This window comes from Shewanella sp. 10N.286.51.B2 (assembly GCF_041469265.1).
In the GTDB taxonomy this organism is placed as follows: Bacteria; Pseudomonadota; Gammaproteobacteria; order Enterobacterales; family Shewanellaceae; genus Shewanella.
Map to the genome: position 1 here is coordinate 36925 of NZ_JBFRKH010000043.1, position 15546 is coordinate 52470.

Annotated in this window: 13 protein-coding genes; 9 read left to right on the forward strand and 4 right to left on the reverse strand. The window is 43.5% G+C overall.

From position 1 onward, the window contains the following. Positions 1–123: 123 nt before the first annotated feature. The 3 genes from fis to prmA all read right to left on the reverse strand — a co-directional run bounded on the left by fis (position 124) and on the right by prmA (position 2471). Positions 124–429 (reverse strand): DNA-binding transcriptional regulator Fis, encoded by a 306-nt coding sequence (fis, locus tag AB4140_RS11855; protein ID WP_011494902.1) that lies wholly within the window; start codon positions 427–429, stop codon positions 124–126. 18 nt (positions 430–447) lie between these two features. After that, positions 448–1416 (reverse strand): tRNA dihydrouridine synthase DusB, encoded by a 969-nt coding sequence (gene dusB, locus AB4140_RS11860; protein WP_102437013.1) that lies wholly within the window; start codon positions 1414–1416, stop codon positions 448–450. A 173-nt stretch (positions 1417–1589) separates the two neighbouring features. Then, complete coding sequence (prmA, locus tag AB4140_RS11865) at positions 1590–2471, reverse strand: 50S ribosomal protein L11 methyltransferase (protein ID WP_102437011.1); 882 nt, start codon at positions 2469–2471, stop codon at positions 1590–1592. A gap of 317 nt (positions 2472–2788) precedes the next feature. Here prmA and AB4140_RS11870 point away from each other — a divergent pair, with 317 nt between their 5' ends. From AB4140_RS11870 to rhlP, 5 genes are all read left to right on the forward strand, one after another. Further along, positions 2789–3694 (forward strand): LysR family transcriptional regulator, encoded by a 906-nt coding sequence (locus tag AB4140_RS11870; RefSeq protein ID WP_102519935.1) that lies wholly within the window; start codon positions 2789–2791, stop codon positions 3692–3694. A 212-nt stretch (positions 3695–3906) separates the two neighbouring features. After that, on the forward strand, positions 3907–4647 hold the full coding sequence (locus tag AB4140_RS11875) for a fumarate reductase cytochrome b subunit (RefSeq protein WP_102437007.1): 741 nt from the start codon (positions 3907–3909) through the stop codon (positions 4645–4647). A gap of 84 nt (positions 4648–4731) precedes the next feature. Continuing rightward, on the forward strand, positions 4732–6723 hold the full coding sequence (locus AB4140_RS11880) for a fumarate reductase flavoprotein subunit (RefSeq protein WP_102437005.1): 1992 nt from the start codon (positions 4732–4734) through the stop codon (positions 6721–6723). Next, positions 6723–7460 carry a fumarate reductase iron-sulfur subunit gene (locus AB4140_RS11885; RefSeq protein ID WP_372001055.1) on the forward strand — a complete coding sequence of 246 codons (738 nt, stop codon included), beginning with the start codon at positions 6723–6725 and terminating at the stop codon, positions 7458–7460. The genes AB4140_RS11880 and AB4140_RS11885 overlap by 1 nt, the downstream gene beginning before the upstream one ends. A gap of 346 nt (positions 7461–7806) precedes the next feature. Then, positions 7807–8685, forward strand: a complete 879-nt coding sequence (gene rhlP / locus AB4140_RS11890) for a rhombotarget lipoprotein (RefSeq protein WP_102437001.1) — start codon at positions 7807–7809, stop codon at positions 8683–8685. A gap of 181 nt (positions 8686–8866) precedes the next feature. Here the strand turns inward: rhlP and AB4140_RS11895 are convergent, their stop codons facing one another. Continuing rightward, positions 8867–9457 carry a response regulator transcription factor gene (locus AB4140_RS11895; protein ID WP_372001075.1) on the reverse strand — a complete coding sequence of 197 codons (591 nt, stop codon included), beginning with the start codon at positions 9455–9457 and terminating at the stop codon, positions 8867–8869. 163 nt (positions 9458–9620) lie between these two features. Here AB4140_RS11895 and AB4140_RS11900 point away from each other — a divergent pair, with 163 nt between their 5' ends. From AB4140_RS11900 to nrfD, 4 genes are all read left to right on the forward strand, one after another. Beyond that, on the forward strand, positions 9621–11465 hold the full coding sequence (locus AB4140_RS11900; RefSeq protein WP_303503616.1) for a sensor histidine kinase: 1845 nt from the start codon (positions 9621–9623) through the stop codon (positions 11463–11465). Positions 11466–11725: 260 nt separating this feature from the next. Continuing rightward, positions 11726–14002, forward strand: coding sequence for a thiosulfate reductase PhsA (gene phsA / locus AB4140_RS11905; RefSeq protein WP_303503614.1), 2277 nt, complete (start codon positions 11726–11728; stop codon positions 14000–14002). Between the two features lie 12 nt (positions 14003–14014). Beyond that, positions 14015–14587 carry a 4Fe-4S dicluster domain-containing protein gene (locus AB4140_RS11910; RefSeq protein ID WP_144211395.1) on the forward strand — a complete coding sequence of 191 codons (573 nt, stop codon included), beginning with the start codon at positions 14015–14017 and terminating at the stop codon, positions 14585–14587. Continuing rightward, positions 14584–15531 carry an NrfD/PsrC family molybdoenzyme membrane anchor subunit gene (gene nrfD, locus AB4140_RS11915; protein ID WP_102436993.1) on the forward strand — a complete coding sequence of 316 codons (948 nt, stop codon included), beginning with the start codon at positions 14584–14586 and terminating at the stop codon, positions 15529–15531. Before AB4140_RS11910 ends, nrfD begins: the two co-directional genes overlap by 4 nt. The last annotated feature ends 15 nt before the right edge of the window (positions 15532–15546 follow it).

The window sequence follows — 15546 nt, forward strand, 5'->3', positions numbered from 1 at the left end:
GCGGAATCGAATACAGGAAGGGGCAACAAAACAACGGGGGTACATATGGGGGGACATATCAACAAAAACGGGCTTTCCATTGCTGGAAAGCCCGTTTCAATACAACAGCTTAAGAATTGCTTCTTAGTTCATGCCGTATTTTTTTAATTTTTTGCGTAAAGTGCCACGGTTAATACCTAGCATGTTCGCTGCACGTGTTTGGTTGCCACGTGTGTGTTGCATGATGATGTCTAGTAAAGGTGCTTCAACTTCACTTAATACCATTTCATATACTTCAGACGCTTCTTGACCGTCTAACTGAGAGAAGAAGTTTGTTACTGCGCGCTTAACTGCGTCACGTAATAATTGTGGCTTGATTGTACCGTTAGCGGTTTCAATCTTACCTACGGTTAGCTGGTGAACTTCTGTGTTAGTTGTCTGATCAAACATTCTATTCTGCTCTTTATATTAAAAATTAACTAATTCATCAAAGTAACATTCCACAAGGGAATATTGCTGTTCAGCGGTTTCAAGCCTATTGAAGTCAGCACGAAATTGACGCTGCTCTTCTTGGTTTAGGTACCATCCCATGTGCTTTCTAGCAAATCGGACACCTTTGTACTCGCCGTACAATTCGTACAAAGCGTTAAGGTGTTCGAGCATGATTTCTCGTTGCTCGCTTGCCTCAACTGGCGGTAATTTGTTACCTGTTTCCAAGTAGTGGTGAATTTCTCTAAAAATCCACGGTCTGCCTTGGGCTCCTCGTCCTACCATTACAGCATCGGCGCCAGTGTAGTCTAAGACGAACTTAGCTTTTTCTGGACTGTCGATATCTCCATTGGCAACAACAGGGATTGAGACATTTTGTTTTATTGCTTTAATCGTGTCGTATTCGGCAAAGCCTTTATACATACACTGCCTAGTGCGGCCGTGAACGGCTAAGGAGGCAATGCCACAATCTTCGGCAATATGAGCAATTTCAACACCATTACGGTGTTCAGGTTGCCAGCCTGTGCGAATCTTTAGCGTTACCGGTACATCAACTGCACTAACAACAGCCTGTAAAATCGCTTTTACTAGCTGGGGATCTTGCATTAATGCTGATCCAGCAAGCTTCTTATTCACTTTTTTGGCAGGGCAGCCCATATTGATGTCAATGATGTGAGCGCCTTGTTCAACGTTGAACTGGGCGGCCGCAGCCATTAAATCAGGATCTGCACCTGCAATTTGTACTGAACGAATACCTTCTTCACCAGAATGCATCATGCGCTGGCGGCTTTTATCGGTATCCCAAACTTCGGGATTAGATGAAAGCATCTCTGAAACCGCTAGGCCTGCGCCATAACGTAAACAAAGATTTCGAAAAGCGCGATCGGTGACACCTGCCATTGGTGCCACGATCAGCTGATTTTTCAGTTGATAGGGGCCAATTTGCATTGAGTTATTCACCATGCTCGTCAAAGGGGCGCTATATTAGCCCTTTTTTACCGTCCTGAAAAGGTCAATAAATGAACTAAAGATAACTTTTTTGCTTGACTTTTAGTTGTGGAGTCGTCAGCGCCCCTTTTGGCGTAAAACTAGCTGCCATAAGGGGTGTGCTGCCTTTACCGTTATTTGCGGGTGCCTGTCAAGCGGCTCCAGTCTTCTTTGTGAGCCGCTTCATCCATGATGAACCATTGGCTGTAGAATTGTGATACTTCTTCTGCTTGCTCTTGTAGTAAGCCTGAAAGGGCTAACTTACCACCTGTTTTGACTTTCTCTGCAATCAATGGGGCAAGCTCGCGCAGTGGGCCGGCTAAGATGTTAGCGACTAAGATATCAGCCTGTAAATTTTCTGGTTGGTTTTCGGGTAAATACAGTGACAACTGCTCGACAACACCGTTGCGCTCGGCATTGGCTGTCGATGCATCAATGGCTTGATAGTCAATATCAACCCCGGTGACCTTCTTCGCGCCAAGCTTTAATGCAGCAATGGCTAAGATGCCTGAGCCACAACCAAAGTCGATAACTTCTTTATCTGACAAATCTAAGCTGTCTAACCACTCTAAACATAATGCGGTGGTTGGGTGAGTACCAGTACCGAAGGCTAAACCTGGATCAAGAATAACATTTACTGCGTCTGGTTCAGGGATGTCACGCCAGCTTGGGCAAATCCATAAACGCTGACCAAATTTGATGGGGTGGAAGCTGTCCATCCATTCACGAACCCAGTCTTTATCTTCTACTTGTTCAATTTTATGGTTAAAGCCTTTACCTAAGCAGGGAACTGACTCTAATAACTCTATGGTCGGTGCTAAATCAGTGCCAGCATCAAATAAGGCCATTAATATGGTGTCTTGCCATAAAGGTGTTTCACCTAGTTTAGGCTCGAAAATTGGTTCATCTTGGCCGTCTTCGTAGGTGATAGACACAGAACCTTGATCCATCAATAAGTCGCCTAGCATGTCTGCATGATCGCGATGAGTGTGAATTCGTAATTGGATCCAAGGCATGGGATTTTCCTAACTGATAATAAAATTAAACATGAATTGGCGGCTATTATAGCTGATGCCATAACGAGGTGGCAGATATTCCTTTGGGTTTATCGGCCAAAAAGCAAAAACGCGCCAAATGATAACTATTTAACGGCTGATATTTGTTGTGAAACATTGGCTTTTACACTTCAGAAGTGGACAGGTTGTGGGACTATTTCACCGCGATGAGTGTATTTGAGTCAAATTGACTATGATGATTTAGAGGGTAATATTTGTATCGTTATCAAAATTATTTTAGTAATGAATGATTAAGATGTGAGATTAAGGTCCAGACAATGCAGATAAATGATTTACACCTGTTTGTGCGAGTGGCTGATTGCGGCAGTATTGGCGCTGCTGCAGTTGAGCTAGATATTTCAGCTGCTGCGGCAAGTGCAGCATTAAAACGATTAGAGAAACAGTTAAATAGCGTACTGTTTATTCGCACCACTCGTAGTTTGCGTCTGACCGCCGAAGGTGAGCATTATCTGATCCATTGTCGCGAGGCGCTGGCGCAATTGCAATTAGGCCAGCAAGCCTTGTTAACCGAAAAAGGTAAAATCTCAGGTCAGCTCAATATCTCAGTCTCTTCTGACTTTGGCCGGAATGTATTCTTACCTTGGTTAGATAGTTTTCTACTGCAGTATCCAGATTTAACCATTCAACTGCATATAGGCGATAGCCTTAGCCATTTTCAGCACGATAAAATTGATATGGCGTTACGTTATGGCGTAGCGCCTGATTCAAGCCAAGTGGCGTTTAATATTTGTCATACTCAACGGGTGTTATGTGCCTCTTCTGCTTATATTCAGCATCATGGCGAACCTAAAAGCCCAGCTGAATTAGCGCAGCACAATTGTTTAATTTATAAGGTTGATGAACGTAATTATGATTTGTGGACGTTAATTAACGAGCAGCAGAGCTTTAAAATACGGGTGAGTGGTGATCGAAGTAGCAATGATGCTGATGTCACTCGTCGGTGGGCAGTATCAGGCCAAGGCATTGTATTTAAATCGGCTTTAGATGTTGTAGATGATTTAAATAGCGGTCGACTGCAACAGATATTGCCTGGATTTACCAGTGAGGCGATGCCGTTGAATCTCATTTGTGCAGGGCGACAGCATGTCAGCCCTGCCATGTTGTTAATGCGTGATAAACTGCGGCAACATTGCCTGCAATTACAACAAGCTGTGGCTATTTAGTCTTATGTTTAGAGGGTTTGATATCAAGTTCAAATCTTTATCTCAAAGCGCAGTGGCTTGCTAACATCTCACGATTCGCGTTGGTGTGATCTGCGTCTGACTCTTGCCTTGCGGTGGGTGATCTGGGTCACTTGCTGGTTTTTGGTTATTGCTACCGTTTGTGAACTTGATATGGTCATAAGTCATATTGAATTTACAGGACGTGCAAATTTATGGCTGATCAACCCGCTCTTGAAGCGCTAACCTCTGCAGCAAAAAAGACCAGCGGATTCTCTCATCCTGTATGGGCCGCTCGGGCCGATATGCTTCAAAGTGCAACTGGCCTGTTACTTGGCATATTCATCATTATGCATCTGCATTTTGAGTCGAGTATTTTGATCAGTAAAGAAGCCTTTTATCATGTAGGCCACTTCTTAGAAGGGGGCATGTTCAGTGAAACTGGCCATGGCTTTCCTGTTCTGACTAAATTCATTTCGGCATTTATGCTGATAGTCTTATTAATCCACGCTGTATTTGCCTTACGTCGCTTTCCTGCACAAATAAAGCAATGGCGGGCACTTAGAAGTCAAATGACCATTATGCCTCACCAAGATACTAAAATTTGGTTTTGGCAGTTAATTACGGGTTTTTTACTGTTCTTTCTCGCCCCCGTTCACTTGTTTGACATGATCACCAATCCTGAAATCGGCCCGCATTTATCGGCTGAGCGTGTTTACCACCAAGATGTGTGGATGCTGTATGTCTTGCTATTACCTGCTGTGGTATTGCATGCCATGTTTGGTCTCTATCGCCTAGCGGTAAAGTGGGGCGTGACCACAAAGCGTATGGCGGCGCTTAAGCTTGCCAAAATAATGGTGGTTTACTTAATGATTATTGGTATCGCAAGTTTATTGACCTACATCTTTATTGGGCAATCGTTGGAGTTACCCGTAACGCCTTTTGTACCGAGTTAAAGACACAGTGACTGTGCACAGTCATGCACCATTGAGTTTATCGCTTAGAAATACAAAGCCTAATACCGTATTAAAGGAATGCCAGTGAAAATTATTTATACAGATTCATTAGTTGTCGGCGCCGGTCTTGCTGGTTTACGTGTGGCAATCGCCTCCAAAGAGCGTGGTTTAGATACCGTGGTGCTGTCATTAATACCTGCCAAACGTTCCCATTCTGCTGCAGCCCAAGGCGGTATGCAAGCCAGCCTTGGTAATACAGTTAAAGGCATGGGTGACGATGAAGACGTCCACTTTCAAGACACAGTAAAAGGCTCTGACTGGGGCTGCGATCAAGATGTGGCGCGCATGTTTGCCCATTGCGCACCTAAAGCGGTGCGAGAACTTGCTAATTGGGGCGTGCCTTGGTCACGTATTAGTGCTGGCGATCGTGAAGTGGTGGTGAACGCCGAAAAGGTCACCATTACTGAAGCCGAGCAAGCCCACGGATTAATTAATGCCCGTGACTTTGGCGGGACTAAAAAATGGCGTACTTGCTATACCGCCGACGGCACCGGCCACTCACTACTGTATGCCGTTGACAACAAAGCCATTGAAATGGATATTCCTGTCCATGAACGCATTGAAGCATTATCGCTTATTCATGATGGCAAACGTTGTCACGGCGTCATTGCCCGTTGTCTCATTACGGGTGAATTACGTGCCTATATTGGTAAATCAACGACGATTGCAACAGGCGGCTATGGCCGTATTTATGAAGTCTCTACCAATGCCATTATCTGTGAAGGCATTGGCCAAGCATTGGCGTTAGATACTGGCGTTGCCACATTAGGCAATATGGAAGCGGTGCAATTTCACCCAACAGCGATTGTACCAGTGGGGATCTTAACCACGGAAGGTTGCCGAGGTGATGGCGGCTTACTGCGAGATAAAGACGGTCATCGTTTCATGCCAGATTATGAGCCTGAAAAGAAAGAGCTCGCCTCTCGAGATGTGGTCTCACGGCGCATGACTGAACATATGCGTAAAGATAAAGGCGTTGATAGCCCTTATGGGCCGCATTTATGGCTTGATATCACTTTGCTTGGGCGCAAACACGTTGAAACCAACCTTAGAGAAGTGAAAGAGATTTGTGAAAATTTCTTGGGCATAGATCCTGCCAAAGACTGGATCCCAGTGCGTCCGACTCAGCATTACTCAATGGGCGGTATTCGTACTAATGCTACCGGTGAAAGCCCGCAATTAGCAGGCTTATTTAGCGTGGGTGAGGCTGCGTGTTGGGATATGCATGGCTTTAACCGTTTAGGTGGAAATTCTCTGGCTGAAACTGTAGTTGGCGGTATGATCATCGGTAAGTACGTGGCTGATTTTTGTGAAAAGAACACCCTTGAAATCAATACAGCCGAAATTGAAGCCAGCATGGCTAAGATGCAGCAAGAAATCAACGGCTTGTTAGTCGGTAAGGGCACTGAAAATGTGTTTGATATCAAACTGGAAATGCAGCGCATCATGATGGATTACGTAGGTATTTTCCGCAATGGTCCTGAGCTTGAAAAAGCCATTGCTGAATTAAAAGAATTACTGGTTCGCAGTAAAAGTATTGGCCTTAAATGTAAAAAACGTCATGGGAACCCTGAGCTGGTGGAAGCGTTACGTGTGCCGCGTATGCTGCGGGTTGCCTTAACGGTTGCGTGCGGCGCCAATGCCCGTACAGAAAGCCGCGGTGCCCATGCTCGTGAAGATTACCCGCAACGTAATGATAAAGAATGGCTCAACCGCACTTTATCAACTTGGCCAGACGAAAACGCCCTTGAGCCCAAGCTAACTTACGAGCAACTTGATGTGATGAAGATGGAGTTGCCGCCAGGTTATCGTGGTTATGGTAACGACAATGCCATTGCGCATCCTGATACAGCTGCCCGTGAAGTTGAAATTGAAAAAATCCTCGCTGAGCTGGGTGACGATGCAGACCGCGTTGAAAAACAAGCAGCCGTTATGCCATTTGATTTACCAGAAAGCTTGCGTCCGCGTAATGAAAGATTAAGTGACACCTTTTTGGCGTCAGGAGAAAAGAGCTAATGACCAGCCCACGAACTATCAGTTTTAATATCTTTCGTTACGATCCACAAGATCCAAGCGATAAACCTAAAATGGTCACCTATGAGATCACTGAAGCGCCGGGAATGACGGTTTTTATTGCGCTAAATATGCTGCGAGAAAAGCAAGACCCTTCGCTGCAATTTGATTTTGTTTGCCGTGCGGGCATCTGTGGTAGCTGCGCTATGGTGATTAATGGTAAACCTACATTAGCTTGTCGAACCTTAACGGCTAATTTCCCTGATGGTAAAATTACCTTAATGCCATTACCTGGTTTTGAGTTAATTGGTGATTTGTCAGTGGATACCGGTAAGTTTATGCGTGAGCTCGCTGAGCGTTTACAGTTATGGTTGCAACCTGATGCGAACGATATTGATATTCATCGCTTAGAAACGCCAATGGATCCCGCTGAAGCGGCGAAACTGTATGAACTTGAACGCTGCGTTGAATGCGGCGTTTGTGTGTCGGCGTGTGCCACTAAGCAAATGAAAGACAGTTTTGTTGGTGCAGTCGGTATGATGAAAATTGCCCGTTTTGAAATGGATAGCCGTGATATTCGCACTGCTGAAGATTTCTATCATGTGATTGGTAATCAAGACGGCGTATTTGGCTGTATGACATTACTGGGTTGCCAAGATGCCTGTCCTAAAGATCTGCCGCATATGCAACAAATTGCTTATTTACGCCGTAAAATGGCACAAACGATTGTGAGCTGTTAATTTAGTCAGCTTAATATTAAAAGCCGCTTATCAGTTTAGGTAAGCGGCTTTTTTGTGCCAAAATATTTTCAGCGTTGCACGCTTTATAGCATTAGCTGCGGAAATAGAGTCCAGTCGAAAAGTAACTTTATCCAGTATTATTACTACTGTCAGTTTCACATCTCAAGATGACTACATCTTAATAGAACATGTTTATTTGGGTTTAAATTTATACGATGCAATCATGTGTAGTAATGATATAGTCATTTTAATTCAGTTGTTTGAAGAGTATTAGTTATGAGTATTTGTGGCTGCTACTAATCAATGACTCGCAATAGGTAAAACACCAAAAAACGTAGAGGGATTTATGATTCATTGGCCGTTGAATAAGAACATTGGGTTGGTTGGCATAGTGGCTATGCTGTTGTTATCTGGGTGTGCCTCACAGCAAGTGAACACAAAAAGCAGTGTGATGGATTACCTTTATCCGAAGTCCAGTGACGCAGTTATTACCCCAGCCATCCCCCAGTTAACGCTTCCATTGCGGGTTGGAGTTGCGTTTGTACCAGCAAGTCAGCATGACAGCTCATCTCGAAACTCTTGGACCGGAAATAGTTATTCTGCAGGGTTATCAGAATCGAAGAAAAGCGAAATTTTAGAAAGTGTTGCTAGTAATTTTAGGGCATTGGATTTTGTGAGCAGCATCGAAGTGATCCCCACTGCGTATTTAACTGCTGGTGGCAGTTTTGCTAATTTATCTCAAATACAAACTATGTATGGTATAGACGTGATTGCTTTGGTTTCTTATGACCAAGTGCAGTTTACTGATGAAGGCATACTATCATTGAGCTATTGGACTATTGTCGGTGCTTATGTGGTATCAGGTGAGAAAAATGACACCAATACGCTAATGGATACTGTGGTTTACGATATCGACAGTAAAATGATGCTATTTAGGGCGCCCGGAACCAGCCAGATATCGGGCAGTTCAACTCCGATTAATTTAAGCGAGGAGTTAAGGGCTGACAGTATTCAGGGTTTTGAGCAGTCGGCTGATAATATGGTGGTGAATTTAAAAACGCAATTGGATAGCTTTAAAAAGCGCGTCAAAGAAAACCCTGAGCAGGTGAAAATAACGCATAGTGAAGGTTATAGCGGTAAAGGTGGCGCACTTGGTCTGTTAGATATGGCAATGTTTAGCATGCTGATAGTATTTGGATTTAGACGTAGAGCATGTCGCGGTTAATCAATATTAATACACAAAAAACCACCGTTAATGGTGGTTTTTTAATGCCAAATAAACGTTAGCTTTAGCGCGTTTTATTGTAGTGAAGAACTCATCGTTAGCTTATCTTTCTGCGAGTACTTGAACAGTTAAAATCGATTACTGGAGATATGTGTTTATCAACAGTTTTACGAGAAATTAGTTAGTGAACCAACGGCGCGAGTTTCATTAATTCTGCCAAATTGTTTACTGCGAGTTTATCCATGAGCTTCGAGCGGTGCACTTCGATGGTTCTCACCGCGACGCACAATTCGTTCGACATTTGCTTGTTAGTATTACCAGCGATAACGAGCTCGAATATTTGCTTTTCACGTGCAGACAATCCTTCAATAAGGCGAATATTAGAAAGCTTCCAATGCTGATTGGCGCTGTAACTCAAACCATTCTCAATAGATTTCGATAACACATTGCCTTGGACTGGTTTTTGGAAAAAGTCGAAAGCGCCTTTTTTAAAGGCATCTACCGCCATGGGAACATCGCCGTGGCCGGTGAGAAATATTACCGATAATGGACTGTGAGCTTCGCTTAATAATTGTTGAATTTCAGGACCTGTGAGTCCCGGCATTCTGGCATCTAAAATGACACAGCCGGGCAGGGTCAGATCGATTGATTCAAGGAATGTACTGCCTGAATTGAAGCTAATGATTTTGTAGTGGTAGCTATCCATCAAGTAAGTGATGGAATCAATAATGGCCTCATCATCATCGACAAGATATACCGGGCCAGAAGTTATATTTTGCACGCTAATTCCTTTAACTCTCCATATCGATAATTGATAAATATCTCAGTTTGAAACCTTTAGCTAACTTTATTTACACAAAGCATGAATCACATCACGTTGATTAGGGACGACTCTAACGTAAGCTTATTAAAGTTCATTTATTAAGGATGCTAACTTGCTGCGTTTTATATTGGGTTTACTGGTTATATGTTCAATGTATCCAGCGTTTTCAGCCTCTTCTGAGCCTATTAATCAAGAAATGCGCATTCAAGCGTTGAGTACTCACGGGCATAAGCCTCAAGAGTTCAATGTTGGTGTATTAGCTAATTGGGGGCACCAACAAGCAGCTGAGCGCTGGGCTCCGATGATGGCATATTTAAATAAACATATTGATGATGTGAATTTTAATGTCTATCCAGGAGATTTTGAGGCGCTTAATGAGGCTATGGAACTCGGTAGCATTCAATTCATTATTACCAACCCTGGACAATATCTTTATCTCTCCAATCAATATCCATTATCTTGGCTAGCGACGATGCGATCGCGCCGCCACAATGGGGCAACATCGGCTATTGGATCAGCCATTATAGTGAAGGCCAATAGTGATTATCGCACCCTATTTGATTTAAAACACAAAGTGATTGCAGCAAGTGACCCAAATGCTTTGGGAGGGTATCAAGCCACAATCGGTTTAATGCACAAGCTAGGTATGAAATCCAAAGATTACTTTAGTGAGGTCAAGTTTTTAGGTTTTCCGCTTGATCCATTGTTATATCAAGTACGCGACGGCAATGTCGATGCTGCGATTACGCCGTTATGTACCTTTGAAGACATGATTGCTAGAGGGTTAATTAATGCTGCTGATTACCGAGTTTTAAATCCAAGTAAGCCCGAAGGCTTTGATTGCCAATGCAGTACCAAACTCTATCCTAACTGGTCTTTTGCTGCGAACGAAAGTGTGAGTAATGTGCTCAGCAAAGAAATTACCCAAGCATTAATGGATTTACCTTCAGACCACCCCGCAGCCATTAAAGCGCAATTGATGGGATGGACATCGCCAATCAGTCAGCTTGCTGTTATTCAACTCTTTAGTGATTTAAGGGTTAAGGTGACTGACGTCAACCGCTGGGAAACCTTACGAAATTGGTTGAATGATAATCGCCACTGGGGCATTTTTGCAGTACTTCTTTTTGTGGTCGCAACGGTTTATCACTTGTGGATTGAATACCGTTTTCATCAAAAAAGTGAGTCATTAATTGCATCGGAGCGCCAATTAAAGCAGCAAGAAATCGCGCTAGAACGGCTGCAAAGTGCAGCTATTATTGGTGAAATTGGTGCAGGACTCGCACATGAGATAAACCAACCCATAGCGGCTATTACCAGCTACAGTGAAGGCGGTATTATGCGCCTACAAAGTCATCAATTACCAGATAATCAAACAGCCATAGAACTGCTAGAAAAAATCCACAAACAATCCACTAGGGCGGGTGAGGTTGTGCACCGTATTAGAGGTTTATTGAAGCGCCGAGAAGCGGTAATGGATGATGTAAATATTCTAACGCTAGTGGATGAGAGTATTTCCTTGCTGCGGCTGGAGCTTGCTCGGCGTGATATTAAAGTGGCTAAAGATATTAAAGGTGAGCCGTTTTTTATTACCGCTGACAGAGTTGGGCTGTTACAAGTACTGATCAATCTGATTAAAAACAGTATTGATGCGATTGATGAACATCTGTATGAAACTACTGGGGAAATTAGTATATCTATCCACTTTAAGGATCAGCAAGTCAATATCGTGATCATCGATAACGGCCCTGGTTTAGCGCAAGATTCTGACGCGGTAATGGCGACCTTTTTTACCACTAAAGAAGAAGGCTTAGGTCTTGGGTTAGCCATCTGTAATGACGTGATTAAAGAGCATGAGGGAATCTTTAAACTTAAAAATCGCGAAGATGAATCCCATGGTTGTAGTGCGCTGATAGCATTAAAAAAGCGCGGTAGTAAGCAAAAAATACAGGCATAAACCTCTGAGTTTGTTCAATATGTGGTTTACCACAATAGTAAAACTTACTTGTTTGTGATGGTGATTTTTTGAACTGTGAATAGCGTCACAAAGCATGCTATAGACTTGTAGATATGTGGTTTACCACAATATTCAATCTCTCAAACCTAGTTAACAATGGTGCAAACCTTGGAACACGACAATCACATTAGCAGACCTTAGTTTAGGTTGATGACCGTCGATTTCGTTCTTGGGCAACATTGTCAGTTGGGAGATAAACCATGAAATTAAATCGACGAACCTTTATCAAGGGCGTTGGAGCTGGAACCGCAGGGTGTGCATTTGCAACCTTACCTGGTTCTATTGCTGCCCTTGGTAAGACTGAGCTACACGGAAGTGAAGAATCAGTCGCTAGTATCTGTGAAATGTGTTCTACGCGCTGTCCTATTTCGGCCCGTGTTGTTAATGGTAAAAACGTCTCTATCTTAGGCAACAAAAATGCCAAGTCATATGGCGGTGCGGTTTGTGCCCGTGGTGGAGCAGGCCATAGTCAGCTTTATGATAAGCAGCGTATTGTTAAACCGCTAAAGCGTGTTGGTGAGCGTGGCGAAGGTAAATGGGCTGAAATTGAATGGGATGAAGCCTATTCTATCATCGCTGAAAATCTTAATAAGATTAAAGCTAAACATGGCGCAGAATCGGTCGCTTTCTCTTCTAAATCTGGCTCCTTGTCAGGTCATCTATTTCATCTTGCTAAAGCTTTTGGCAGCCCTAATACGTTCACCCATGCATCAACTTGTCCTGCGGGTTATGTTGTCGCAGCTAAAGCGATGTTTGGCACTAAAGCCAAGCGTGATTTAAGCAATTCAAAATACATTATTAACTTTGGTCATAACTTGTATGAAGGCATCAACATGTCTGAAACACGAGGTATGATGAATGCGCAAATGGAAAAGGGCGCCAAGTTAGTGGTATTCGAACCTCGTTTTTCAATTGTGGCTGACAAAGCGGATGAGTGGTATGCCATTAAACCTGGTACCGATGTCGCCATAGCATTGGCAATTTGCCATACCTTAATAAAGGACGATTTATACGATAAAGATTTTGTCGCACAATATGTGTCTGGCTTTGAAGATTTTGCTAAAGAAGTGCAAGCCTATACGCCGGAATGGGCGGAATCGATTACTGATGTGCCTGCTGAAGATATCCGCCGTATTACTCACGAATATGCCGCAGCTGCACCGCATGCACTTGTTGATTTTGGCCATCGTTCTTCGTTCACCACTGAAGAATTTGAAATGCGCCGCGCCATCTATGCAGCCAACGTCTTGGTTGGCAATATTGAGCGTAAAGGCGGTTTGTACTTTGGTAAGAAAGCGTCGACATACAACAAATTTGCTGGTGAAAAGGCTGCACCTACGTTAGCCAAGCCGGGCGTAAAAAATATGCCTAAGATTGATGCTAAGCGTATCGATATGGTTGATGAACAGTATTCTTTATTGTGGTCATCTGGTGGTATATATCAAACGATTCTGGATGCCAGTTTAGACGCCGTACCTTACCAGCTTCATGGTTGGGTTATGAGCCGAACTAACCCAATGCAAACCATGACAGACAGAGCGCGTATTGTTAAGACGATGCAGAAACTCGACTTCATTGTGGCTTGTGATATCTACATCAGTGAAAGTGCTGCCTACGCCGATATCTTCTTGCCTGAATCAACTTACCTCGAGCGTGACGAAGAAATTGTCGATAAGTCAGGTAAAAATCCTGCTTACTACGTGCGTCAAAAAGTGGTTGATACCATTGGTGATACCAAACCAAGCTGGTTAATTTGGAAAGAATTAGCCAGCAAGTTAGGTCAAGGCGACTTTTTTCCTTGGGATTCAATGGAAACATTGCAACTGTTCCAAGTTGATAAAGATGTTGCCCTGTTGAACAAAATCAAACGTGACGGTTGGGTGAGCTATGGTAAACCTCTTATGTTACGTGAGCCGAGTATGGTGCAAGATTTTGTCGCTGATTACCCCAATGCTAAAACCCCTGATGAGGATCAAACTTACGCTAGCCACATGAGCTTTAAAACACCTACTGGCAAGATTGAACTGAGCTCCGACAAAGTGGAACAAATGGCACCGGGTCGCGGAATTATTAAGTTCCGAGAAGTGACTATGAAAAAAGCGGATGAGCTATTTTTTATCCAAGGTAAAGTCGCTGTTCATACCAACGCCGCCACTCAAAATGTGCCGATGTTAGCCAATCTCATGTCTGACAATGCCTTGTGGATCCACCCCGTGACTGCTGAGTTATTGAATATATCCACTGGGGATGCTATTCGGATTTATAACGACACCGGCAGTGAAGAAGGCCATGCATTGGTGACACCGGGTATTCGACCTGACACCGTGTTTGCTTATATGGGCTGTGGTTCTAAAAACAAAGAGCTTGCTCGTGCCACAGGTAAAGGTATTCATTGTGGCAACCTTCTTCCCGATATTACTGCTCCGGTTACAGGTATGAATCTACATACCACCGGCGTCAAAATAGCTAAGATTTAAGCGGAGTTCATTATGACTAAACGTTATGTTCTTGTGCACGATGAAAACAAGTGCATTGGCTGCCAAGCTTGCAACGTAGCTTGCCGCAGTGAAAATAATGTCCCTGAGTCGGTTACTCGTATTCAGGTTCGAGTAGAAGGGCCTTATGGCAACTTCCCAAACTTACATTTTAAGTACAATCGTGTTTCGTGTGAGCAATGTGAAGATGCACCTTGTGTGAAGGTTTGCCCGACAGGTGCAGCTTACGTAAATGATGACGGCATTGTCTCTATCAACGAAGGTAAATGTGTTGGTTGTTTGTATTGTGTGGCAGCTTGCCCTTACAAAGTACGCTTCATTAATCCTGAAACCAAAGCGCCTGATAAGTGTGATTTCTGTAAAGAATCGCGTTTAGCGCGAGGTGAAGATCCTGCTTGTGTGAGTGTATGCCCAACCCAAGCGTTAACCTTTGGTGATGCCAATGATCTGACTTCTGAAGTCAGTAAGTTACTTGATACTAAACAGCACTATCAGCACAAGGCGAATCTTGGCACTAAGCCAAGGGTCTATCGTATTCCTAGCCGTAGAGGGGGGATTAAAGCATGAATAATATCTGGGGCTCAATGGAGCAATATGATCCGGTTGTCTGGAATTGGATAATCGCAGTGTATTTATTTATGGCAGGATTATCAGCAGGTTCAATGCTGGTGGCTATAGGACTAAAATGGTACAAGCAAAGCCGAGGTCTGCCTACTGAAGGCTTACCTGTTATCAAAGCTGCTGCGGTACTGGGTCCAGCTGCGATTTGTTTAGGCATGGCGTTGTTGGTACTTGATTTAACTAAGCCGTTTGAGTTTTATCATATCCTGCTCAACTATAATTTTACCTCTGTGATGGCATGGGGAGTATTAGCGCTAATGGTTTACATTCCATTGGTGTTTGTGTTCGCGATATTAGTTTTTGATAAGCAAGTTATACGCTTTGCACCTTGGTTAGCGGGAGTGATAAACGTCTGCCGTAAAGTTGAAGGTAGTTTAAATAAACTGATATTTGCGTTAGCGTTGGGTGTGGGAGTGTATACCGGTTTTTTATTATCGGCGTTAATTAGTTATCCGATATTAAATACTGCGGTGTTACCGGCGTTATTCTTAGCATCGTCATTGTCAGTGGGCTCAGCGGGTAATATTTTGGTGGCAACCTTGTTCTTTAGTAAGAAAGAATCAGATTGCATCGAGCAAGTTCACCGTATTGAATACCCTGTGGCATTTAATGAAGCGCTTTGTTTAGTATTGTTATTTGTCGGGCTCAACTTTTCAGGACCTGCAGCGCAAGCAGCAACCTCTGCAATAACGACGGGTGCTTGGGCGAGTGTATTCTGGATTGGTGTTGTGGGATTAGGGCTAGTGGTTCCTGTACTTGCCAGCACTTTATCACCCAAAAGCTGGAAGCATACTAAAGGCTTTTTGATTACGGTGTCGTGTAGCACCATATTAGGGGTATTAGCACTAAGACACTTCGTGGTTTATGCCGGACAAAGTTATATTAGCTAGTGACGGTATTAAAGA